The organism is Nostoc sp. S13 (assembly GCF_029379315.1).
Lineage (GTDB): Bacteria > Cyanobacteriota > Cyanobacteriia > Cyanobacteriales > Nostocaceae > Nostoc.
The window spans coordinates 25,626-50,108 of record NZ_JAQYWQ010000040.1; the positions used below are offsets into that span (position 1 = coordinate 25,626).

A 24,483-nucleotide genomic window follows, 5' to 3' on the forward strand; every position below is an offset into this window, starting at 1 on the left:
TGAAGTACTCAACCTTATGGTCAAAGTTCAGATAGTTATAAAAAAAGTTTTATGGAAAAATGATTTCCTATTTCCAGCAGGAATATGGCTTGCCAGCCGAATATTCATCTGGACTGCCATGTTGCTGGTTGCGCCAAAACTACCGTTACCAGCAGAAGATTTTTTGCCCCCTTTTGGCTGGGGCGTTTTTGATGCCTGGGATAGTATCCATTATCGAGCGATCGCTACTTCTGGATATGAATTTGTGAATGACGGCAAGCAACATAATCTGGCCTTCTTTCCCCTGTTTCCCTTAAGTATCTGGGTTTTGATGAAGTTGGGCTTACCGTTTGAATTAGCAGGTACGTTAGTCAACAACTTGGCATTTTTTGCCGCGCTTTACTGTTTGTACTTTTGGATCAAAGAGCATTATGGCATCAATGCAGCACATTGGGCCACTGCTGTAGTTTCCTGGTATCCATCGTCCATGTTTACGGGAGTGATTTACACAGAGGGGCTGTATTTGTTTTTGAGTACGGCGACTTTGCGGGCTTTCGATCAAAAGCAGTATGGCTGGACTGCCCTTTGGGGCGCGATGGCGACAGCAACACGTCCTACAGGTATGGCACTAATTCCGGCATTGGCGATCGCAGCCTGGAAAGAACGCCGACCACCCATTGCCTACATAGCTGGTTTTACTACCGCTATTGGCATACTTCTATTCAGCTTGTATTGTGCGATTTATTTTGGCGACCCTTTAGCTTTTATCGAAGCACAACGGGGATGGCGACCAACTCTAGGATTTGATTGGCAGGGTTGGTTAAATATGCTGATGCAAATTGCAGTTGGCAGAAAAAATTGGCAACATGGTTGGGTTCAAAACTCCTCTGGCGGGATTCAAGACCCCTGGTATCTCTTGTTAGTTAGTGCGATCGTTGCCAGTGGCTCTTTTTTATGGCGTTTCCGTCAACGTTTTAGTTCTATGAAATTAGTCTATGGCTTTTATCTTTTAATCTTATTTTTGTTGATTCAGGCCAGCGAACAGTGGATCAATAACTTGCTCAACTTGTTCATGGTTTTAGGTGGTGGCTATGTGTTGTGGCGCTTACACACGCAATTGTCCCCAGTTACAGTTATTTATGGCTTTTGTGGTATTGGTTTGCTGCTAGCCTCTGGAGGTACCATCTCCTTGAGCCGTCTCGCCTACGGTATTGTGCCTTTGAATATAGCCATTGGTTTACTGCTATCTCGCCATCCTCGTCAGGGATATTTAATATTGGGCGCTTTTGTGATATTACTAGCCAAAATAGCTGTAGGCTTTGCCCAAGAGCATTGGGTTGGTTAGGTGAGTTCGATAAATCTCTGCCTGCCTTAAACACATGAAAACCTTGAAGTTTAAACTTTATAGTCACAAGCGCAATTGACCCTTGGTATCCCTCAAGCAAAACCTGTTCTTCCTGTGGTCATATTTTAAAATCTTTAGATTTATCAGTCAGACGATGGGGTTGTCCTTGGTGTCAGTCAGAAAATGACCGGGATAAGAATGCTATAGGAATCGTATTTAATTTTTGAAATTATCTACGTAGGCGGGGAGTGGGGAGTGGGGAGTGGGGAGTAGGGAATAGGGAATAAGGAATTAGGCTTTTCGAGTTGTACCGAGATTTTTCAGAAATCAAATATTAATCCTATAGTGCAAATATTAAAATGGTTGGGGGTTCAACCATAGGCGTAGGGGATGTAAGACAGTCTAAGACCGCAATCCCTGTCTGATGCCTGAATCCCCCGATTTAAAATCGGGGGAGTGGCTCAAATAGTAAAAGCTCTTAGAGGTCTTTTTATTCAAGTAATTAGGCGATACAGCAATTGTATTGAGATACCAGTTCTCAAATTTTCAGCGCCCAACTTGAACATTTTCATGATTACTAAGTCACTTCACTTCACTGGGTTCAAACTTAGCCACCTTACCTTTCTTAATGGCGACAATTACATCATAGGTTGAACAGTAAGAGAATGTGACATTGTTGGCTTTGTTATAAAGGTTAACTACATGACCTGCTCCACCTGGCTGGATACCAATTGGCTCCAAATCCCCAAAAAAGAAACGACGCAGCTGATCGCCACTACCAATTTGACCCTTATTTTTAGTGAGTAATGCTATTTTCTGATTTACAGACAATTCCTGAGCTGATGCCTGAACTAATGTAGGATTGATTACTTTCAATGGTGCTTCCCAAACCGTTAAAAAACCAGTAAAGGCAACAGTTGCGATTAAGGGTGCGAATTTCATCTGTGGCTCCTAATATTTTAGTATCCCGAACACCCAAAATATCCCAGATGGTACTGAGAACTTATTGAAACTAAGCCATAATTTTCATGAATTTATTCTTTAATAAAATTTAGTTAATTCTCAGCATTTTCTCAGCAAATAACGATATATCAAAGTCGCACGAGAATTTCAGCCTTCTCTCAGCTAAACCTCATTTTTAACTGAATAAGAGCAACTTAGAATAATGAGCAATACCTTTATTGTAATGCTGTTATTGTGACTAGACCTAAAAGGCGACATCGCCCAATTCACAGAATTTCTGGACAAACATATCTCTGGCTAGCAATCCTCATTTTCGGAGCCTCTAGTGCAGTGACTCGCAAGCTCACAGAAATTGGTGCCCAACACTTTATCGGTGGTCGTAATCCGATTTCTTTGTGTAATGTTTTATTTGTGGGAAACCTTTGTGCCTTGATGCTTTTGATAGTAATCTATGGACGACAGTGGAACAAAGCTACTTTGAAACAACTATCAAGAAAGGATTGGGTTAGTCTAACAGCAGTAGCTATCTTATCAGGAGCGCTAGCCCCCGGCTTAATTTTCCAAGCACTGGCACTTACAGGGGTCAATAATGTGATTTTAGTAGGACGTTTGGAACTGCCTTTAACTCTAGCTTTATCAGTTTGGTTGTTAAAAGAACGAGTAAGTCTTTGGGAGTTTATAGGGGCAGTTGTCGCTTTTGTTGGCGTTACCCTAACTATTCTCCTTCAGCCTCCAGGCGAAGCCATGATGAATATGAGAGGTTTACAAGTGGGCTTAGGGGAACTTCTGGTAGCAGTAGGATCTGTGGCTGTAGCTGTTTCCACAATTATTGGCAAAAAATACCTCTCAGAGATCCCTTTAGGGATTTACAGTATCTTTCGTACTGCTCTGGGAACCGTAATCTTTTTCTTTTTTGCTTTAACGCTTTATGGTAGTGACCATTTTGCTGATGTACTCTCACCGTTTCTGTGGCAGTGGATGTTCCTTTATGGTGGGTTAATTGTGGTGGTAGGTCAGTCATTCTGGATTAAAGGCTTGAGAACTTCCACTGTATCTACGGCTTCCTTGGTTGGCTCGTTTACTCCCATTGTGGGTATTGTCGCAGCTTATTTAATTTTGGGTGAAGCTCCCACCTTACCTCAATATATCGGCGGCAGTGTTATTTTAGTTGGCCTATTCTTGAGTCAACTTGGCAAAATGCAACAGACTTCTGGCAAAGTCGCGTTTTCTGTGGTGGGTTCTACTCAAGCAGAACAAGAGGTAGAAATTGGTATGGGATTTAAGGGGATTTAAAAGTACTCAATTTTTCAATGCGATTAGACGACCATCTCAGATTATCATTATTTTTTAAGCTTGAACTCTTGATTTTTGTTGAGTAATTTATTCTTTGGAAGTCCCTTATTGGTAAGAAGTTGAATTTTAATTTTCTAATGAATGTATCCAATCAAACGAAGATAGCCCTTGGTTCATTATTTATAGGTGTAGGTGCTATATCTTTTGGCTCTATTTTCGTGAGATTGAGCGAAACTGAACTCAGCCCCAACGCCACTGTATTTAATCGCCTTTGGCTTGGTAGTGTGGTCTTTTTGCTCTGGCATGGATACAAGGCGATATGTCAACGACTTTCCTTAGAGAAACCTGTAGAACAGCAGCCCTACAACAGTCAGGATTTGTGGCTATTGCTTGGTGGCGGTATTTTTTGGGCTGCTACTTTAGTCTTTTTGGCTTGGTCGCTGACTCAAACTAGCGTCGCGATCTCTAGTGTCTTACATAATCTTTCCCCCATATCTACTAGCTTAGGAGTGTGGCTATTATTTCGTCAGGGTTTTGAGAACCAATTCCTGATTGGGATGAGGATCGCACTTGGGGGGCGATCGCCATTGAATTTGAGGGGCTGCAAATCACCACAGACGAAGTTCAAGGAGGCTTGGCTGCGATCGTTTCGGCAATTTTCTTGAGTGCATACCTACTGATCATAGAAAAATTACGAACCAAATTTTCTCCGGCTACAATCCAGTTGTGGATCTGTGCGATCGCGGCTCTAGTCATCTTCTCCATACTTTTGTTCACTCAAGATCAGGTTTTTCCTCTACAGTCAGTGGGTGGCTTTGGGTCATTTCCCTAGCCATGATCTGCCAAGTTTTAGGTCATGGGCTTTTGACCTATAGCCTTGCCACATTTTCCTCTGTAATTGTCTTCTTAGTGCATTTGTTAGAGCCAGTATTTAGCGGCATTTTCGCTCTGGTAATATTTTCGGAAAAATTAACTGGCTCAAATTGGGTAGATTTCGCTCTAATTTTAATTAGTTTATACTTAGCCGTATCTAGCCAAGCTGTTGTTAATTACCCGTTCCAGGAATCAGTTAAAAGTATAGTTAACACTTTCGTTAAAAGTATGACGACCAAACTGTCATCACTAAAGCAACAATTCTCCGAAACACCAGCTTTCCTGGGAACTATCTCATTATTTTTTGCCCTAATTCCTCTATCTTTGGCACCATCTCTGGCAAAATTGTGCGAACAAGAAATTGGTGCAAATGCCATAGGATTTCACCGCAGTTGGATCGCCGCAGCCGTCTTTGGGCTGTGGAATGGACTTGAGGTTTTGCGCCGCCAACAATCTAATTATCAACCTATAGAACAGAAGCCTTTTACAAAACAAGACGTGTGGCTATTGTTGGCAATGGGAACTGCTTCAACGATCTCCCTGTTGTTGTGGGCTTGGTCGCTGAGTCAAACTAGCGTTGCTAACGTGGCTTTACTGTCTAATTTGAATCCCTTATTCGTTGCTGCGGCTGGGTATCTGTTATTTGGTCGGCGCTTCGATAACAGATTTATTATTGGTCTGGTTATGGCGCTTTTAGGAGCGATCGCCTTTGAATTTCATAAGATCCAATTTGCGACTGACGAAATACTTGGTGATGCGCTAGCATTTCTCAGTGCGATTTTTATCGCCACGTATCTGCTGCTGATAGAACGACTCCAAACCCGATTTACTACCGTAACCATAATGCTCTGGCGCTGTGGAGTGACTACACTATTTCTATTGCCCATCCTCCCATTCATTGAAGAGAGATTGTTTCCCTATTCTTGGATGGGGTGGTTTTTCATCATTTTTCAAGCTCTCTTCTGCCAAGTGTTGGGTCAGGGACTTATAGCTTATAGCCTCAGCAGACTCTCGTCAGGCGTTGTCGCCGTTACCCTTCTTCTAAATCCAGTCCTGTCCTCCATTTTTGCTTGGTTCATTTTTTCAGAAGAAGTAGGTTTGTTTGACTGGCTGACTTTTGCTGTAGTTTTAGTGGGTATCTATCTAGCCCAATCTAGTCAATCTACTCTTCAAGTCACGAACGAAGAATCATAGCACCTTTAAAATTCAAAATCAAGAAATAATTCGGCATACTTTGTGATTCAAACATCCTCTTAACTATGGTGAAATCAGTGTAAATCCTTTAGCTGTTCCGATAATTTTACTACCAGTTAAATTTATTTGCTGTAAAGCCACATTGTCTAACAGCAAATAAGATTTATTAGATAACATTTGTTGTAAAACTGGCACAGTTGCGGCAGTTACCTTGCAATCGCTGTAAAAGTCTAAACTAGGACGCCCATAAGCAAAAGAAGTATAAATTTGTGTTCCTGGTGAAACATTTGCTCGAATTAAGTCCGCTACTGGTTTAACGGGAAAAGCTTCCTTTAATTCCCAAATCCATGATTGTGAACTCATCAACAGTGCTAAAACTAAGTACATCCCAGAAAATAACACTGGAATAAAATTGCGATCGCGTTGTTTAATTAGCCATGCTGCGGTGGCCATACTTATTGCCAAAACAATGCTCATGACTATTAAAATAGGCTCTTTATTTGCAAAAATAAAGTAAACACAACCTCCTAAACCAGCAATAGCAATAATAGCCAGAAATATTGTCCAACTTCGCACCCTAAAATGACCGTACTGCCAAATTTCGCTAAGTTTAGCACCAATTGCCAAAGCTAAAAATGGATATACAGGCATAACATACCACGGCAGTTTAGTTCTCATTAAAGAGATAGTTCCTAAGTAAATAATTGTGCCAATAAGAATTAGGCGACCCCAGGTAGTATGACGTTTTTTCCAAGCTAGATAAAAACCTCCAGGTAAAAATAATAGCCAAGGAAAACTATACTTAATTAACTCAATTAAATAGTACCAGGGAGGGCCACTATGACCTTCAACAACTTGTGCAAGGCGATTAAAGGTTTGTGCTTGAAAATTCACTTGGAGGAAATTACTACTATAATGTTGCCATTGAGCAGCAAACCAAGCGATCGCAGGTGCATTTCCGAAAAACATTCCCACTAATAAATAGGGGCTTGTTAACAAAGCAAACTGCTGATCTGCAATTAGGAATAAACAAGCGATCGCTCCTAGCGGCAAAACTATCATCCCTTTAGTTAGAGTGATTAACCCTAGACAAAATCCCACGCCTAGAGCATAGCGACGATTTTGACGTGCTTTTAATAAACAAAACAACAACAGCAAGAAAAAGGTAATAGTTGTACCATCTAGCATTGCTAGCCGTCCGTGACGCACCACAGGCAACATCGTCAGGTAAACTAAAGCGGCAAACAAAGCTGGTAAACTTTGGTTAAAAAGCAAACATCCTACCAAGTAAAGCAAAGGCACTCCCAAGGCAGTTAACACTGCACCTGGTAAACGTGTTGTCCACTCATTCACGCCTCCGATGGAGTAAGTCCAAGCTATTAGCAAGTGCATCAAGGGTGGCTTATTATGATAAGGTTCACCTCCCAAGGTGGGATAAAGCCAATGCATTGAACCAAGTGGGGCACGCCAAATTTCACGGGCAACCTGTGCCACAGTTCCTTCATCCCAATCTCGTAAAGGGGAGTTTCCCAAAAATATCAGCCATAGAACTAGAGATATTACCAGTAGGCTAAATAACCATTCTTTTTCTCGGAATATGACGGTTCTTTTTGTGAATAGTTTTATAATATTTGGGCGGTACATTTAGGGCTGATTATGGTAGTGAATAATATTGCTAATTATGTCTCTAAAATACTCACGATGGATACTTTTTTGATAGGATGAGGAAAAAACTGAATCAGCTTGGTTATCTTGGTTGGATAATTGGCGTGAGTACTTTAATTTTGTTTGGGTGCAGCAGTTTACGACACGAGTTGTTTCAATCAAACGCTTTTGACTTAGGAATTTTTGACCAGGCGGTTTATTTAATTAGTCAAGGGCAACCGCCTATTAGTTCTTTCATCGGTTTTCATATTCTCGGCGATCATGCTGCTTGGATATTCTATCCTTTAGCTTTATTGTATAAAATATATCCCAGTGTTTACTGGTTATTTGCTGTGCAAGCAGCTGTGGCATTAGGCGCTTTGCCGACTTGGCATCTAGCCCGTCAAGCTGGACTGAAGGAAAACCAAGCAATAGCGATCGCATTTGTGTATCTCTTGTATCCGTTGGTGTTTAACGCCAATTTATTCGATTTTCATCCGGAAATGATAGCTTTACCGCTACTATTGACGGCGGTTTTAGCAGCACGGTTAGATCAGGTAGGTTGGTTTTGTTTAAGTATTTTCCTTGTTTTGGGATGTAAGGAGGTATTGTCCCTCACCGTTGTTGGAATGGGAGTTTGGTTACTTTTGTTTGAAAAGCGGCGTTTATATGGTGCGATCGCTCTTGGTGCTGGTGTGGCCTGGTTTCTGATTGCTACTCAGGTAATTATTCCTTTTTTCAACAGTGCAGAAGCAGTAGCAATGGTACGTTACAGCTATTTAGGTAATTCAATTCTAGACATTGCTAAAAATATAGTGTTTCAGCCAACACTGATCTTGGAAAAGGTTTTTTCACTGAATAACCTGGAATATTTGCTTCTGCTGCTAGCACCTGTGATTTGGGGGTTTTCTCCACAAGCAATAAAACCTTTGGTAGGAGCTATTCCTTGTTTGGCAGTCAACATTCTAGCTGATTACCAACCTCAAAAAGACTTGGTACATCAATACTCTATTCCAGCGCTACCATTCCTGTTGTTGGCTGTAATTTCTAGTCTCGCCGCAGGTAGGGGATGGCTACAAAATAGACGAGCGATTATCCTGTGGTCATTGGTGATGTTTTTGAGTCTGGCAAAATTTACCTATTTTGGAGGTAAATATTTAGAATCTATAGATACTTGGCAAGCTACAAAACAAGCGATCGCTCAGATTCAAACTAAAGGAAGTGTTTACACCACAGCAGAAATGTCTCCGCATTTAAGCAATCGAAGATTAGTTATGTTTACAAATGCCGATTCCCCACCTGCTGATTTAAATACTTTTAATTATGTATTGCTGAATCTCCGTCATCCTGGCTGGGTAAGTAATCAGGAGTTTGCTGCTAGCTTGGTCAATCAACTGAAAAATAATCAAGAATTTCAGTTGAAATATCAACGTGATGATGTATATTTATTTGTCAAAGTTGCCTGATCAGCTGTTTTGAGATGATTTTTTGGCATTCTTCTGACAACTTATCAAGTTCTGCGATAACGCAGTTCAAAGGGCGATAGGTAAATATGGTTTTCCAGTACACTAACGCATTTGTCACCATAGCATCGGTTAATTACGATAAATTAGTAAATTTCTATACTAAATTGCTGGAGCAAAAGCCAGTTATTTTAATTCCAAATGTCTATGCTGAGTTTAATTTGGTTAGTATGCGATTAGGTATTTTTAAACCAAAGAACACAAACGAATCTGAATTTGAAGCGATATCTAACGACAAGCCACTTTGTGTCTACACCAAAAGTAAGATAAGTTTGTGTTTAGAGGTGAGTAACTTAGAAGATGCGATCGCTCACCTAACTGCTTTGGGCTATCCCCCGCCAGGAAACATTTCCATTGCTGACCACGGCAGAGAAATTTATGCCTATGACCCTGATGGCAACCGCCTGATTTTACATCAAGCCATAGTGAATGATAATTGATAAGTGTTGAAGAAGAATTCAGAAGTCAGAATTCAGGAGTCAGAATCAATCAATCAATCAATCAATGGGGGATTCAGACCCACCACTGATAGCGTCACGCAAAGCGAGTCATCGAGCGTCTTGAAGACCACTAAATATGTAGATTTAGTGGGGGTTTTAAACCCGTTTATTCATGCGCCACTCGTACAGAATTCATTCTGAATTCTGACTCCTGACTCCTGAATTCTGTTCGATAATAATTTATTTGGTAATTGACTATGGCCATAACTCAAAATTATAGATTAAACCTGATTCAATGGTATCCAGGTCACATTGCGAAAGCTGAAAGGAAGCTCAAAGAACAGCTGAAGCGCGTAGATGTGGTGTTTGAGGTACGAGATGCCCGGATTCCCTTAGCGACTTACCATCCCCAAATCGGGGAGTGGGTAGAGGGTAAGACACGGGTGTTGATACTTAACCGAGTAGATATGATTACGCCGCAAATGCGATCGCTGTGGATAGATTGGTTTAAACGTCAGGGAGAAGTCCCTTATTTTACCAACGCTCAACATGGTAAAGGTATAGCAGAAGTGGCGCGGGCAGCGCAAGCCGCCGGGGTAGAACTCAATCAAAGAAGAAGCGATCGTGGGATGTTACCCCGTCCTGTCCGGGCTGTGGTGATTGGTTTTCCCAATGTCGGTAAATCAGCTTTGATTAACCGCCTGTTGGGACGGCGAGTAGTGGAAAGTGCAGCCCGTCCTGGGGTAACTCGTCAACTACGCTGGGTGCGAATTTCTGAACATTTAGAATTGCTAGATGCTCCTGGTGTCATCCCTGTAAGGTTGGAAGACCAAGACGCAGCATTGAAATTAGCCATTTGTGATGATATCGGCGAAGCATCTTACGATAATCAGCTAGTAGCAGCTGCCCTAGTGGATTTACTAAACTACTTGGAAGCTGTAGCCACAGATTTATTACCGAAAAAACCATTACAGTCCCGCTACCAACTCGATTCTATATCCGATACCGGAGATATCTATTTGCACGCCTTAGCGGAGCATCGTTACAAAGGTGATATAGAGCGAGCTGCAAGGCAACTTTTAACAGATTTTCGCAAAGGGTTGTTGGGTGAACTTAGTTTGGAATTACCGCCTAATTAAGTTAGGGTGACACAATGCAAGGATTTTGGATTTTGGATTTTGGACTTTGACTTCTCTACGAGACGCTCCGCGTAGCTTGCTTCCCCGTAGGGGTACGCTCAGTCGAACGATTTTAGATTGAAAAGAGCAATCCCAGGTAGACAATTTATGACTCAAGCCATAGAGGTACGCTCAGTCGAACGATTTTAGATTGAAAAGAGCAATCCCAGGTAGACAATTTATGACTCAAGCCATAGAGGTACGCTCAGTCGAACGATTTTAGATTGAAAAGAGCAATCCCAGGTAGACAATTTATGACTCAAGCCATAGAGGTACGCTCAGTCGAACGATTTTAGATTGAAAAGAGCAATCCCAGGTAGACAATTTATGACTCAAGCCATACCCAAACTAGTAACCTTTGAATATTTTGCAGCGTGGCGACCCGAAGGTGGAAAATATGAATTACATGAAGGCGTGATTGTTGAAATGGCACAACCAACGGGAGAGCATGAAGACGTTGTTGGTTTTATAGCAAGAAAACTAACAGTAGAATTTGACCGATTAAATTTACCTTATACAATCCCCAAAACTGCGCTGGTAAAACCAACTAAGTCGGAATCTGCTTACTCCCCAGATGTCCTATTACTCAATCGCCCTAATTTAGTGAATGAGCCGCTATGGAAAAAAGAATCAACTCTAAGCCTTGCAGAGCAATCCCCTTAGTAGTGGAAGTAGTTAGTACCAACTGGGATGATGATTACTACACAAAACAAGGTAAGTATGAGGGTATTGGAATTCCTGAATATTGGGTTATAGATTATCTCGGACTAGGCGCTAAAAAGTTCACTGGCAACCCCAAACAGCCTACTATATCTATTAGACTTATCCGGAAATGAGAACTTTATTTGGCTGAAACCTAGCTCTGGAGAGGGTTTTAGAGGTTCCTGTTTTATATAAGCTAAAAAGCCAGCTATGTAAGGGTTTCAGCTATTTTGAGGTTTATTTGTGGATAAGTCTATTTATCAATTAATCGATGGTGAATACGAAGTTACTCAATTTAGAGGTAGCGATGCCTACGGCGGTAAACTACGCATCCTATCACCTACTTTCATAGAATTGAATTTAACCGCCGAACAGATTTTTCAAGCTGGTGGATACCCCGGATAGTGGAGTTAATGTAATATCCATCACATATAGTTGTCGGAATGCAGTTAAGAGTGTCATAAAGACAAGGTGAAGGTTAACCTGTAGGGTATAACTTAACTTAGAGTTGCCTGCACCTATAGCTTCGATGGATCGGATCACACTCATGACTGAACTGACGCTACGCCTACAAGAGGGAGATACCGAGAGAACGATCGCAGTTGACCAAAATGTGTTTACAATTGGTCGTTTGCCGGAATGTAACTTGTACTTACCTTTTACTGGAGTATCCCGCAACCATGCTCGCCTGGTGAAAACGGCTGACGGTGTGTGGACTATTGAGGATATGGGCAGCAAAAACGGCACCCAAGTCAATAAATATCTTATTAACTGTCCCCAAGAGTTACATCACGGCGATGTACTTTGGCTGGGCAATGTTAGCCTGGTAGTGCTGCTCACAAGCCCTGTTCCCCAATCGACACCTGAGTATCTTGGAACTTCGGACATTAATGAGCAAAGAACAATCCTTCACAATGTCGAACAATTACAACAGCAATGGATCGCAGCTGATAGCAAAGATGGCGACATCAATAATAATAAGGACAAAACCATTGCTCGTCTCAAAGATTTAGTAGACATAGCCAAAAATCTCTGTGCGGCGGCGTCTATAGAAGAGATTTTTTCTCAGGTGCAGCAAGTCGTTTTTCGTTACCTTGATAGTATCGAACGCTTGGCATTATTAATTGATGTTAATGGTTCCGGCCAGTTAGAGTTAGTCAATGCTGCCACTAGAAACCTTTCTCAACAGAAACATCTCCCCTCTGATGGGAGTTGGATTAGTCGTAGTATCTGTCAAAAGGTATTTGACGAAAAAGTTGTGATTCAAACTGGTGATACTCATCAAGATGAACGGTTTGCTAGTGAACAGAGTATTTTGGTCAAAGGCATTCGTAGCGCGATGGCAGTGCCTTTATGGGATGAAAATAAAGTTGTAGGCGTATTGTATGCCGATGCCAATCTTTCTTCTTACCATTGGGCAAGTGAAGGCGAAGAAGAACTTAGCTTTTTTTCAGCTTTAGCAAACCTTGTGGCTTCTAGTGTGCAGCGTTGGCTACTGGTAGAGAAACTCAAAACTGAAGAGATGATTCGTCACCGACTAGAACGTTATCATTCTCCAGCAGTCGTACAGCAGTTGATATCTGTAGGCGGATTACCGGGTGGTCGTTTAGCTCCCGCCGAGAGCGAAATCAGTATTTTGTTTGCGGATTTGGTTGGCTTTACGGCAATTTCTGAACGGTTAACACCAACTGCGATCGCTCAACTATTAAATAATTTATTTGAAGAAATGCTAAAAGAAGTGTTTGGTTACGGCGGCACTTTAGATAAGTATATTGGCGATTGTATTATGGCATTTTTTGGCGCTCCAGAACCGCAACCAGATCACGCCGATCGCGCTGTTACTGCTGCTAAGGGAATGCTCAATCGTCTCGAGCATCTTAATGCCAATGATTTTTGGCAAGAACCCCTACAATTACGTATTGCAATTAATAGCGGTAAGGCTGTTGTGGGAGATGTCGGTAGTTCCCAAAGGGTAGATTATACGGCATTAGGCGCGACAATTAATCTTGCTGCTCGCATGGAAGCAGTTTGTCCCCCTAGTGAATGCGTGATTAGTGAAGTCACCCATAAAATGCTTTCACAACCCTCGGACTTCGAGGAAATGGGAGATTATCGTTTCAAAGGTATTGATCGATTAGTCAAGGTTTATCAGACACAATTGCGGCAAGTGCCAACAATTATTAATCCATTCAATTAGTCTTTAGTGATTGGGCATGGGGCATTGGAAAAACAACTAACAAATGACAAATTTATCAAGATAAATACATAGTTAAGTTGTATATTTTATTTCAAAAATAATTGAGAAATTGTCATATTAAACAATTAATTCTTCCTTAAAAGACTAAAATTTTGGTGGTAGCTTCCAGAATTGATCTGTGTAACACTAGGAAGCCAACAGTTAAGCTATTTTTTAAGGGAAGGTCAGGTAATGGCGATCGCCACCATTAATCCCGCCACTGGGGAGACGCTTAAAACCTTTGAGCCGCTCAATGATGCTGAAATTACCGCTAAACTCTATTTGGCTAATCAGACTTTTGAACAGTATCGTCAGACTAATTTTTTGACGCGATCGCACTGGCTACAAAAGGCTGCTGATATTTTAGAGCAAGACAAAGCAGAATTTGCTAAGTTGATGACTCTGGAAATGGGTAAGCCTTTGAAAGCGGCGATCGCCGAAGTCGAAAAATGCGCCGTCGTTTGTCGCTACTATGCCGAACACGCCCCTAGTTTTCTCGCTGATGTTTCTGTAAAAACCGATGCTACTCATAGTTTTGTTCGCTACCAACCAATGGGTGCAATTCTCGCGGTGATGCCGTGGAATTTCCCCTTCTGGCAAGTGTTCCGCTTTGCCGCACCAGCACTAATGGCGGGAAATGTTGGCTTACTCAAACACGCTTCCAACGTGCCGCAGTGCGCTTTGGCAATTGAAGATATTATCCGACGCGCAGGTTTCCCTGAAGGTGCTTTTCAAACTCTATTAATCGGCGCTGCTAAAGTTGCCGATTTAATGGCTGATGATCGGGTAAAAGCTGCCACATTGACAGGAAGCGAACCCGCAGGCGCATCCCTGGCGGCCGCCGCCGGTAAACAAATTAAAAAAACCGTTTTGGAATTGGGAGGAAGTGACCCGTTTATTGTGTTAGCAAGTGCTGATTTAGAGACAGCAGTTGTCACAGCTACTACAGCGCGGATGTTGAATAACGGGCAATCATGTATTGCAGCGAAGCGTTTTATTATCGCAGATGCGATCGCAGACAAATTTGAAAAATTGCTTTTAGAAAAATTTGAGGCGCTGAAAGTAGGCGATCCCATGCAACCAGATACCGATTTAGGCCCACTGGCAACACCTGGTCTTCTCCAGGATTTAAATCAACAAGTGCAAAATGCTACAAAAAGTGGTGGAAAAGTCCTCACTGGCGGACATCCTTTATCAGATCGTCCGGGGAACTTTTATCCGCCAACGATTATCATAGATATCCCGCCTGAAGCAGCAATTGCAAAAGAAGAATTTTTTGGCCCGGTAGCTTTGTTATTCCGGGTTCCTGATATCGATGCTGCCATTAAACTCGCTAATGACAGCCCCTTTGGATTAGGTGCAAGCGCTTGGACAACCAATGACCAAGAGAGCGATCGCTTAGTTGAAGAAATCGAAGCAGGTGCCGTGTTTATCAACGGTATGGTCAAATCTGATCCCCACTTGCCCTTTGGTGGCATCAAGCGTTCTGGATATGGCAGAGAATTGAGTATCCAAGGTATACATGAGTTTGTCAACGTTAAAACCGTGTGGGTTAAATGATTATGGGTAGGGCATGGGGAATGGGGAATGGGGCATGGGGAATAGGGGATAGAGGATAGAGGATAGGTAATGGAGAAGAAACTTAATTACCAATGCCCAATGCCCAATACCCAATGCCCAATGCCCAATGCCCAATGCCCATTCCCCAATATCGTCGCTAGTTAGGAAATAAAATGAATACAGCAGAATTATTGGTGCAGTGCCTAGAAAATGAAGGAGTGCAATATATTTTTGGACTCCCTGGCGAAGAAAATCTGCACGTTTTAGAAGCACTAAAACATTCTTCGATTAAATTTATTACGACTCGTCATGAACAGGGTGCAGCATTCATGGCCGATGTCTACGGACGCTTAACAGGAAAAGCCGGAGTGTGTCTTTCTACTCTTGGGCCTGGGGCAACCAACTTGATGACTGGGGTAGCAGATGCTAACCTCGATGGTGCGCCCTTAGTGGCGATTACCGGTCAAGTGGGAACAGATAGAATGCATATAGAATCCCATCAATATTTAGATTTGGTGGCAATGTTTGCACCTGTTACCAAGTGGAATAAACAGATTGTGCGACCGAGTATAACACCAGAAGTAGTACGGAAAGCATTTAAGCGATCGCAATCGGAAAAACCTGGTGCAGTTCACATCGATTTGCCAGAAAATATTGCTGCCATGCCCGTCGAAGGCAAACCTTTGCGTAAGGATAATAGTGAAAAAAGCTATGCATCTTTTGCTAGCATTCGGGCAGCGGCAGCTGCAATTTGCCAAGCAGTTAATCCATTAATCTTAGTAGGTAATGGGGCAATTCGCGCTCATGCAAGTGATGCAGTCACACAATTTGCTACCTTGCTGAATATACCTGTTGCCAATACTTTTATGGGTAAAGGCGTGATTCCCTATACACATCAATTAGCTTTGTGGTCAGTGGGATTACAGCAAAGAGATTTTATTACGTGTGCATTTGATAACACAGATTTAGTAATTGCGATCGGCTATGATTTGATTGAGTTTTCCCCGAAGAAATGGAATCGTAATGGTGAAATTCCGATTGTGCATATTGGGGTAAGTCCGGCGGAGATTGATAGTAGTTATATTCCCAACGCTGAAGTCGTAGGAGATATTTCAGATTCCCTCTATGAAATCTTAAAATTAGCAGACCGACAAGGTAAACCTGATCCCTTTGCCATCAGCTTAAGATCAGAGATTCGCGCTGATTACGAACAGTATGCCCATGATGACGGATTTCCCATCAAGCCGCAAAAGTTAATTTATGACTTACGGCAAGTAATGGGGCCAGATGATATCGTCATCTCTGATGTTGGCGCACATAAAATGTGGATGGCCCGTCATTATCATTGCCATAGTCCCAATACTTGCATAATTTCCAACGGCTTCGCGGCTATGGGTATTGCAATTCCTGGCGCTTTAGCAGCAAAACTTGTTCATCCTAAGCGCAAAGTCGTTGCTGTAACAGGCGATGGCGGTTTTATGATGAATTCTCAGGAATTAGAAACAGCCTTGCGTGTCGGTACTCCCTTTGTCACCATAATTTTTAATGATGGTGGCTATGGGTTAATTGAGTGGAAGCAAGAAAATCATTTTGGCAAAGGAAACTCAGCTTTTGTGCATTTTAGCAATCCTGATTTTGTCAAATTTGCCGAAAGCATGGGTTTAAAAGGATACCGAGTTGAATCGGCTCTAGATTTGATTCCTACACTCAAAGAAGCCCTCGCTCAAGATGTACCATCTGTGATAGATTGTCCCGTAGATTATCGCGAGAATCACCGCTTTAGCCAAAAAGCCGACGAGTTAAGTTGTGCGCTGTAAAAAGTTAGGAGTTAGGAGTTAGGAGTTAGGAGTTAAGAGTTAAGAGTTATTTATTCTTAACTCCTTATTAATTTCTACTCCTTTAGTATTTTGGTATATCGCTGAATAGCAAGGGTGTTTAGCTAGTATAAAAATATGATATACTCTCAGTAGTCAGCAGTTTCTTGATGAGGAATGATGGCGCCGCAGCTACGCCCGTCGTAGACATTGCATCGATTAGCGCCAGAGTATATTGATAAAGTTAAGTCAGCATTTGGGGACAATGGCTATCACAGCCAGCAGTCTTTGGCTAGTTATATGGGATTTTCTTTCTCGACAGTCAAAAGCTTTCTCACTGGTAAACCTGTTGACTCTCTGAATTTTATAGAACTTAGCGAGAAATTGGGGCTAGACTGGCGATAAATTACATACAAAGAACCAGAAAATTCGCAACCTCAAACCTTGAACATAGAACAACAATTTAGATTAAAGAAGAAGCGAGACGGACTTCAAGAAGAGTGGAATATCCAGCACAAAAAAGTCAGCCAAATAAGACAAGCCTTATTGATTGAGGCTAGGACAACAAATAAATTTCAATTAGAACAGCAGTTTAAAGAAGAAAATGCTAAATTAACAAATCTAGAAGCTGAACTTGATCAAGTCGAAGCAGAACTTAAATTAGGTTCACCAACCCAAAAACTTGAAAACAAAGTTCAAGTTTCTCCACTCAAACCACAGCCAACAAATGGAGAAGCGTCACCCTTCATCACTGGCGCACCCATCACCCAACCACGTTACTTTTTTGGGCGCGAAAAAGAATTAAAACGCCTCTTCAACTTACTCAAACGCCATCCCCTGCAAAACGCCGCCATTATCGGCAAAAAGCGCAGTGGTAAAACATCACTGCTGCACTATCTCAAAAATATTACCACCACCCCAGCAGAACAGTTGCGTCCTGAGCAAAAATCTGATTGGTTAACGCATCCAGAAAGTTACCGTTGGATTTTCATAGACTTGCAAGACGCACGAATGCAAAGCCGAGAAGGTTTACTAAAGTACATTTTAGAATCACTGAAGATGCAAGTGCCGACACTTTGCGATTTAGATTATTTCATGGATGTAGTCAGCGATAATTTGCATTCTCCCACAGTCATCTTATTGGATGAGATTAGTGTTGGATTGCAACGCTGTCCAGAATTAGATGATTGTTTTTGGGAAAGTTTGCGTTCCTTAGCGACTAACCACACAGGGGGAAATCTAGCATTTGTTTTGGCTACCCCCGAATCACCGATTGAAATGGCGCGAAACACAGGACACAGTTCACCCTTTTTCAATATTTTCGGCTACATCGCATATCTGGGAGCATTGACTGAGACAGAAGCGCGGGAATTGATAGCGAGTTCGCCCATTCCGTTCACTGACGAAGATGTAGAGTGGATTTTGACACAAAGTTGCTGCTGGCCACTGTTATTGCAAATTCTGTGTAGAGAAAGGTTATTTAACTTAGAAGAAGGAGAAAATGATGATAATTGGCGTGATGAAGGATTACGACAAATGAAACCATTTGCTGATTTATTAGATTCATAACTAGCAGAGTAACTATGAAAGCACACCGAATTGAAACAAAGTTAACTAAAAACGGAACCTTGATTCTTGAGGATTTACCGTTTCAAGCTGGGGAAGCAGTTGAAATTATCATTCTAGAAAGTCACACTCATCCCCAAGAAGCGAATTTGTATCCTTTGCGTGGCAAACAACCGTACCGTTATGATGATCCTTTTGAACCTGCTGTGCCTCTGGAAGATTGGGAAGTCTTGCAATGATCATACTGGATACCCATATATGGGTTTGGTGGGTTCAAGGTGATGCAAAACTAACCAAACAACATCAGAACTGGCTGCAACAATATGAACCCCAAGGGTTAGGAGTCAGCATTATGTCCTGTTGGGAAGTTGCCAAATTGGTAGAGATTTGCAAGCTAACTCTACCCTATCCAGTTGATGAGTGGTTAACAGGAGCTTTAATTTATCCAGGAGTGCAACTACTCGAACTGACAATTCCAATTATCGTTGAATCAACCAAACTCACAGGTTTTCACAGAGATCCATTTGATCAAGTTATTGTAGCTACTGCCAGAATTTACAACTCTCCTTTACTAACTGTTGACGCCAAAATTCTGGCATATCCTGGGGTGCAAACTCTTAAAAAGTGAAAGAAAAGTTGGTTTTGCTGAATTAACTGATGAATTGTTCTTTAGACCTATCCACAAATAAACCTCAAAATAGCTGAAACCCTTACATAGCTGACTTTTTAGCTTATATAAAACAGGAACCTCTAAAACCCTCTCCAGAGCTAGGTTTCAGCCAAATAAAGTTCTCATTTCCGGATAAGTCTTTTGCGTCTTTGCGCCTTTGCGTGAAACTCTTTAATATCCTGATTCAGCAACACCAAGTATTAAATAGGAGTGCAAAAACGTTGACCTTACCACAACTACCCCCCAATGCCTACACCGATGCACCCCAGCAGCACCCCAACTTAATCCTCGGTAGCCTGCAACTGCTTTTGTGGCTTTTTTTTCGCCCTTCAGCCTGGCGTAACCACCTTGAGCGCATCGACCCTGCTTTAGACTCTGACTCCTCTCTAATTATCTTGTTGAGACAAGGGCGATGGCGGAACTTTGCTCTGTGGCGGTTGTTCATCCAGGGATATTTTATCTTACCTATCCTAGCAAACTTATTATTGGGCTTGGTGCTGTGGACATTGGGTGAACCAATCGCAAATATAGCTTTTCGCGTGGCATTCGGCGTGGCGTTCGGCATGGCGGTAGGCGTGGCGTTCGGGGTGGCGTTGGGCGTGGCGTTGGGCGTGGCGGGAGGCGTGGCGGTAGGCGTGGCGGGAGGCGTGGTGGGAAGCGTGGCGGGAGGCGAGGCGGGAAGCGTGGCGTTCGGGGTGGCGTTCGGCGTAGCGTTCGGCGTGGCGTTAGGCGTGGCGTTCGGCGTGGTGTTCGGCGTGGCGGTAAGCGTGGCGTTCGGCGTGGCGTTCGGACTGCCGTTCGGCCTGGCAGTAGGCGTGGCGGTAGGCGTGGGAGCAACTATTAATTCATGGCGGCCTGTTTTATCCTTTCCATTTCTCATTGTCTGGAATTATCTTCTTTATATATTAGACAAACAATGTAATGGTAAAAGCCGTTACTTATTACGCTATCATTCCGCCTTCTGGGATGAATGGCAGCGTTTAAATTTGCGCGGCTTGGATGAGCATCTCCTCTTCGTCATCGAAAATAACCCAGTTGAAGGCAAAGCTGCTTTAGAATATCTCAGTACCAGCCCCCAGCACTGGGCGGCTCAAGCTGCACAAATTGAACTGGATGCACGCACTTTAGAAAGCTGTACAGATGTAGAAACTATCCGTAAAGCTCATCGCAGTCTGCTAACTAGCGAACTAAATAGTGAAGTTAGCTCTCTACTACGAATTTTTAGCCGTATCAGTGAGGATGTTGATACTGCTCTCAATCAAGCAAGTGCTTATAATCAGCGTTTACTCCTCAGAGATATTGCAGATAAATTAAATCTACAGTTGCAGAACTTCGTTCGTAGCAGTGACAAATACACAGTCCGTTTCTACCCCATTATCAAAAGTTGGCGTGAGATAATTACCAACTATATAGATAAACTGGCTAAAATTACTGAACTCCGCCAAGAAATCGACTCGCCTTACATCATCGGCGTACCCCTGACACTGGAGCAAGAAATTTTCACGGGGCGCGATAACATCGGCTTACGCATTGAGCAACTACTGCGCGATCGCCGTCGTCCACCTCTGCTACTATACGGTCAGCGACGCATGGGTAAAACTTCCCTCCTGAATAACATCGGAAAGTTACTACCTAATACCATCATCCCGATGTTTGTAGATTTACAAGGCGCACCTTCAGCAGCTAGTGACCATGCAGGTTTTCTCTACAACCTGGCTAGAAATATGGAAAAGTCAGCGAAAAAGCAAGGCGTAACTTTACCGTCCCTAGCCCGCGAAGTGTTAAAATCTGACCCTTTCACCTATTTCTATGAATGGCTAGATAAAGTAGAACAGGCTCTAGAACAAAATACCGCCTTACTCGCGCTAGATGAATTCGAGGTGCTAGACAACGCCATAGCCAAAGGTCGCTTTGATGAACAAGATGTTTTGGGTATGTTGCGTCACCTTATCCAACATCGTCCCCGCTTCAAGGTGTTACTGGCTGGTTCCCATACTATCGAAGAATATCAGCGCTGGGCTAGTTATCTCATTAATGTCCAAGTAGTGCATATCTCCTACCTCAAAGAAGCGGAAGCACGACAATTAATTGAACGTCCCGTCAAAGATTTTACTCTCCGCTATGAACCTAAGGCCGTTGAACGAGTGCTACAACTCACCCGTTGTCACCCATTCTTAGTACAACTACTGTGTGCGGAAATTATTGTCCTTAAAAACGAACAAGACCCCTTTATCCGGCGATTGGCAACTTTAGCGGATGTGGAAGCCGCGATACCAGAAGCTTTGCAAAGTGGTGGTTTTTTCTTTGCTGACATTCAAAACAATCAAGTAGATGCCACTGGACAAGCTATTCTACGCTTTATAGTTGCTCAAGGGGAAAGGGCTATAGTTAGCCGCAAAACTCTATTGCAACAGTTCCCCGATGCTGATATTACTCTTAGCTTGCTGTTGCAACGTGAGTTAATTGAGGAAGTTGACAAGGGCTATAGCTTCCAGGTGGAGTTGATTCGCCGCTGGTTTGCTTGTAATCATGTCCGGTAAATTAACTTATGATATGTCATTGCGAGCTTTAACAAATGAAAAATTCTTTGAAACTTACCTTTGACAGTGGACAAACAGCATTAGCTATTCGAGTTACTCAACAAGCCGAATTACCAAATGCTCTTGAGGAAATAGGGCTTGGCGGTTCGCGTTCTGTTTTAGTGGTGGTGGGGGGTGCAACTAACATCAGTGAAGCCGACTTTCTCCGCCTTCAACGGTTGTTTACGGAAGTTTTAGCCCCCGTCGCCGAAAGTTTGGGCGCTTATGTTGTAGATGGAGCTACGGATGCGGGAGTCATCCAATTGATGGGTAAGGCTCGTACCCAGATAGGTGCTAAGTTTGCTTTGATTGGTGTAACACCCGAAAAGAAAGTGGCTTTACCTAATCAACAAGAACCTGCTGCTGATTTTACACCGTTAGAGCCAAACCATACTCATTTTGTACTGGTTCCTGGCAATAAGTGGGGTGACGAGTCTCTTTGGATATCTCAGGTTGCAACTGTGCTGGCCAATAACGCACCTTCGCTGACTATACTTTTGAATGGTGGTGAGATTACCTTTGAGGATGCGTTTTCTAGCGTTAATACTGGAAGGTTAGTTGTTGTGATTGCTGGTAGTGGTAGAACCGCAGATATACTTGCAGATGCCTTGCGTGGACAGGCTACCGATGAGCGAGCCAAAAAGTTAGCTAAATCTGGTAAATTACTATATATCGACTTAATCGACATTGAGAAGGGAGTTGAAAACTTAGGCAAAATAATTAAAAATTTACTTTCTAATAAGGAGTGAAGAATGGCAAAAAAAGATAGTTATCATGAATTTTTAAAGGAAGATTTTAATAAGTTATTTGAAGGTATGAAGTTAGGCGATGTGCAAAGGCATTTTTTGCGATCGCGTTGGTTAGACCAAGTACTCTGGATGGAAAGTAAGGCGAATTTCTCGCGCGACCGCCATTATTTTTTGCGGATCACAACTATTGTTGGTGGTGTAATTCTTCCGGCATTGGTAAGTCTAAACATTAACGCTACTCTACAAGTTAACGAGAGAGTCAAGAATGTGATCATCTGGTCAACTTTTAGCCTGAGCCAAATAGTTGCTATTAGTGCCGCCATTGAAGAGTTTTTTCACTATGGAGAACGTTGGCGACACTATCGCCGTACAGTCGAATCTTTGAAAAGCCAAGGGTGGCAATTCTCACAGTTGACAGGCCCTTATAGTAAGTATACAACCCACGAGGAGGCGTTCAATGTTTTTGCAGGTCAGGTTGAAGATATTATTCAACGAGATGTGGAAATATATGCTACTCAAGTTGTACAAGAAAAGAAAGAAGAACCACAGGCTCAGGAAAACCATTCGATCCAAAGTACAAAGATAACCAATTTGGAAAATAAGAAAGAGGAAAAATAATAATTCAAAATTGTTCGCGTGGTCACTGAGCAGTTCGATAGGCTTACTGTGTCACCTTGCCGAAGTGCAGTGTCTCGTAGACAATAGAGTTTCAGACTCTTATTTCAATGCGGACTGAAACTACGAAATCTAATTTTTTAAAATCAAAAATCTAATTATCTCTGTGTGAATTATATATTTAAATATATGAAAAAATTCTATTAAAAGGTAGATGCATCGAAGTTAAATCGAAAAACTGCTGATTAAATACTTGACAAACTCTTGAATTTCTTTATTGGGAAAGGTATTAATTCCCAACACCATTTCAACTATGTAGAGCGCACCAAGCAATAAAGTTATTAATACCAGACAATATCTTATTAGTAAGATACTGTTTACAGGTGTGAAAATTGTATCTTTTCGGTTCTGTTTTAACCTCTTTTCCTTGCCAAATAAAAAAACCGCATAAAAGCGCTTTTTACTGAATGGAATAGAAAGCCTGATATCTACGGCATGATGCTTGCTAACCCGCTTCCCAAACACCTTTTGTAATTCTGTCAATTGGGCATCGCTAAAGGTAGCTACTACTTGAGGAGGAATGGAGGCGAAAAACTGTTGGAGAAAAGTGTCATTTTTGAACGAATTTTTAGTTAAACGGTTTGCAGGCATATTGTTTTTATTGTCGGTGTGAATAAGCTTTAAAACATAGGACTGTGTTGATCATCCCAACACTTTTCATTACGCCAAGTTCTGTTAGTGTGTTCGCATTCAGATTTATCAAAAATCCAAGGAATAGATGTAGGGAAAGGTGAAGTAGAGGGTGAAGTAGAGATAGAAACAAGTGAAGTAAGTGAAGACCATAAAAAAGGGAAAATAGTGAAGCTACAACTCAATAGAACGGTTAAAAATCCTGTTAAGAATATAATATTGCCTCCATTGAAGATAGGATATTTGCCTTTTTCATTTTGCAAGCGCTGTTGCGAACGACGTTCCGAACCTGCTAATAAAACTAGATAAAATCGTAATCCGGGAATAGGTATTGAAAGTCTTATATCTAAAGAATGACGAGTCACAACTTGAGAACCGAAACCCTTTTGTATGGCTTTTACTTGCTCATCAGTGAAAGAGTCTGCTATTTTCGGACTAATCTTAGAAAAAAGTCGTTCAAAAATAGGATCAATACGTTCTAGACTTTTCATAATTGTGATTGACTGGATGCGGACGTTCTAACAATAACGCAATTTTATAGCTTCGTCTTTGATATTTCCACTGAAATATTATCAATTTTTAACTTAATATAAATGATTGTTTTCCGGTTTAATTACTTAATTTTAGAGATGAATTCACTTCAAATATTTTTAATTCTCCCCGATAATTTAATCTAAAAAAAGTTTTGATAAATTTTAGGCGATCGCAATTAGTAATATATGGTAATCCGCTTGGTTCAAATCTTAACAAAAACGGTATTGTTCAATAGACTTCCTGACAAAATCCGAATAAAACCAAAAGTTTTATAGGAATCATATAGGACTCCTATTTGATTTCTGAACAAGACTAAGAGAGAATACGGAGAGGTTT

21 protein-coding genes and 3 pseudogenes are annotated in these 24,483 nt (G+C 41.9%); 20 read left to right on the plus strand and 4 right to left on the minus strand.

Annotated elements, in window-relative coordinates:
- Positions 1-16: 16 nt before the first annotated feature.
- A complete protein-coding gene (locus PUQ00_RS14670) occupies positions 17-1,324 on the plus strand; it encodes a mannosyltransferase family protein (RefSeq protein ID WP_300417672.1) in 1,308 nt (435 codons plus the stop codon).
- Positions 1,325-1,398: 74 nt separating this feature from the next.
- A pseudogene (locus tag PUQ00_RS14675) lies at positions 1,399-1,527 on the plus strand (zinc ribbon domain-containing protein); the annotation flags it as partial.
- Between the two features lie 379 nt (positions 1,528-1,906).
- Here the strand turns inward: PUQ00_RS14675 and PUQ00_RS14680 are convergent.
- Positions 1,907-2,266, minus strand: coding sequence for a hypothetical protein (locus PUQ00_RS14680; protein WP_300417675.1), 360 nt, complete (start codon positions 2,264-2,266; stop codon positions 1,907-1,909).
- Positions 2,267-2,521: 255 nt separating this feature from the next.
- Between PUQ00_RS14680 and PUQ00_RS14685 the strand changes: the two genes are divergently transcribed.
- The 3 genes from PUQ00_RS14685 to PUQ00_RS14695 all read left to right on the plus strand — a co-directional run bounded on the left by PUQ00_RS14685 (position 2,522) and on the right by PUQ00_RS14695 (position 5,647).
- Positions 2,522-3,580, plus strand: coding sequence for a DMT family transporter (locus PUQ00_RS14685; RefSeq protein ID WP_300417678.1), 1,059 nt, complete (start codon positions 2,522-2,524; stop codon positions 3,578-3,580).
- 137 nt (positions 3,581-3,717) lie between these two features.
- Entirely contained in the window at positions 3,718-4,245 is a 528-nt protein-coding gene (locus PUQ00_RS14690) for a DMT family transporter (protein WP_300417681.1), read from the plus strand.
- Positions 4,246-4,414: 169 nt separating this feature from the next.
- The gene (locus tag PUQ00_RS14695) at positions 4,415-5,647 is read left to right on the plus strand and encodes a DMT family transporter (RefSeq protein ID WP_335029575.1); all 1,233 of its coding nucleotides are present in this window, start codon (positions 4,415-4,417) and stop codon (positions 5,645-5,647) included.
- A 63-nt stretch (positions 5,648-5,710) separates the two neighbouring features.
- Here the strand turns inward: PUQ00_RS14695 and PUQ00_RS14700 are convergent, their stop codons facing one another.
- A complete protein-coding gene (locus PUQ00_RS14700) occupies positions 5,711-7,291 on the minus strand; it encodes a glycosyltransferase family 39 protein (protein ID WP_300417687.1) in 1,581 nt (526 codons plus the stop codon).
- 77 nt (positions 7,292-7,368) lie between these two features.
- On the opposite strand from PUQ00_RS14700, the gene PUQ00_RS14705 reads away from it, so the two are divergent.
- The 15 genes and pseudogenes from PUQ00_RS14705 to PUQ00_RS14775 all read left to right on the plus strand — a co-directional run bounded on the left by PUQ00_RS14705 (position 7,369) and on the right by PUQ00_RS14775 (position 22,926).
- Positions 7,369-8,757 carry a DUF2079 domain-containing protein gene (locus PUQ00_RS14705; RefSeq protein WP_300417690.1) on the plus strand — a complete coding sequence of 463 codons (1,389 nt, stop codon included), beginning with the start codon at positions 7,369-7,371 and terminating at the stop codon, positions 8,755-8,757.
- An 86-nt stretch (positions 8,758-8,843) separates the two neighbouring features.
- Complete coding sequence (locus PUQ00_RS14710) at positions 8,844-9,254, plus strand: VOC family protein (RefSeq protein ID WP_300417693.1); 411 nt, start codon at positions 8,844-8,846, stop codon at positions 9,252-9,254.
- Between the two features lie 257 nt (positions 9,255-9,511).
- Positions 9,512-10,393, plus strand: a complete 882-nt coding sequence (ylqF, locus tag PUQ00_RS14715; protein WP_300417695.1) for a ribosome biogenesis GTPase YlqF — start codon at positions 9,512-9,514, stop codon at positions 10,391-10,393.
- A 366-nt stretch (positions 10,394-10,759) separates the two neighbouring features.
- Positions 10,760-11,250: pseudogene (locus PUQ00_RS14720) on the plus strand (Uma2 family endonuclease); the annotation flags it as partial.
- A gap of 136 nt (positions 11,251-11,386) precedes the next feature.
- A pseudogene (locus PUQ00_RS14725) lies at positions 11,387-11,539 on the plus strand (Uma2 family endonuclease); the annotation flags it as partial.
- A 142-nt stretch (positions 11,540-11,681) separates the two neighbouring features.
- Positions 11,682-13,331: an adenylate/guanylate cyclase domain-containing protein gene (locus PUQ00_RS14730; RefSeq protein WP_300417698.1), complete on the plus strand. Its 1,650-nt coding sequence runs from the start codon at positions 11,682-11,684 to the stop codon at positions 13,329-13,331.
- Positions 13,332-13,562: 231 nt separating this feature from the next.
- Complete coding sequence (locus PUQ00_RS14735; protein ID WP_300417700.1) at positions 13,563-14,930, plus strand: NAD-dependent succinate-semialdehyde dehydrogenase; 1,368 nt, start codon at positions 13,563-13,565, stop codon at positions 14,928-14,930.
- A gap of 173 nt (positions 14,931-15,103) precedes the next feature.
- Positions 15,104-16,747, plus strand: a complete 1,644-nt coding sequence (locus PUQ00_RS14740) for an acetolactate synthase large subunit (RefSeq protein ID WP_300417703.1) — start codon at positions 15,104-15,106, stop codon at positions 16,745-16,747.
- 207 nt (positions 16,748-16,954) lie between these two features.
- Positions 16,955-17,149 carry a hypothetical protein gene (locus PUQ00_RS14745; RefSeq protein ID WP_300417706.1) on the plus strand — a complete coding sequence of 65 codons (195 nt, stop codon included), beginning with the start codon at positions 16,955-16,957 and terminating at the stop codon, positions 17,147-17,149.
- A 39-nt stretch (positions 17,150-17,188) separates the two neighbouring features.
- Positions 17,189-18,313 carry an ATP-binding protein gene (locus tag PUQ00_RS14750; RefSeq protein ID WP_300417708.1) on the plus strand — a complete coding sequence of 375 codons (1,125 nt, stop codon included), beginning with the start codon at positions 17,189-17,191 and terminating at the stop codon, positions 18,311-18,313.
- Between the two features lie 14 nt (positions 18,314-18,327).
- The gene (locus PUQ00_RS14755; RefSeq protein ID WP_229456196.1) at positions 18,328-18,549 is read left to right on the plus strand and encodes a hypothetical protein; all 222 of its coding nucleotides are present in this window, start codon (positions 18,328-18,330) and stop codon (positions 18,547-18,549) included.
- Positions 18,546-18,938: a type II toxin-antitoxin system VapC family toxin gene (locus tag PUQ00_RS14760; RefSeq protein ID WP_300417716.1), complete on the plus strand. Its 393-nt coding sequence runs from the start codon at positions 18,546-18,548 to the stop codon at positions 18,936-18,938. Before PUQ00_RS14755 ends, PUQ00_RS14760 begins: the two co-directional genes overlap by 4 nt.
- Positions 18,939-19,141: 203 nt before the next feature.
- Positions 19,142-21,520, plus strand: coding sequence for an AAA family ATPase (locus tag PUQ00_RS14765; protein ID WP_300417719.1), 2,379 nt, complete (start codon positions 19,142-19,144; stop codon positions 21,518-21,520).
- Between the two features lie 35 nt (positions 21,521-21,555).
- Positions 21,556-22,308, plus strand: a complete 753-nt coding sequence (locus tag PUQ00_RS14770; protein ID WP_300417722.1) for a hypothetical protein — start codon at positions 21,556-21,558, stop codon at positions 22,306-22,308.
- 3 nt (positions 22,309-22,311) lie between these two features.
- Positions 22,312-22,926, plus strand: a complete 615-nt coding sequence (locus tag PUQ00_RS14775; protein WP_300417725.1) for a DUF4231 domain-containing protein — start codon at positions 22,312-22,314, stop codon at positions 22,924-22,926.
- A gap of 222 nt (positions 22,927-23,148) precedes the next feature.
- Here the strand turns inward: PUQ00_RS14775 and PUQ00_RS14780 are convergent, their stop codons facing one another.
- A complete protein-coding gene (locus PUQ00_RS14780; protein ID WP_300417727.1) occupies positions 23,149-23,574 on the minus strand; it encodes a hypothetical protein in 426 nt (141 codons plus the stop codon).
- Positions 23,575-23,603: 29 nt separating this feature from the next.
- Positions 23,604-24,104, minus strand: a complete 501-nt coding sequence (locus PUQ00_RS14785; RefSeq protein ID WP_300417730.1) for a hypothetical protein — start codon at positions 24,102-24,104, stop codon at positions 23,604-23,606.
- Between the last annotated feature and the right edge of the window lie 379 nt (positions 24,105-24,483).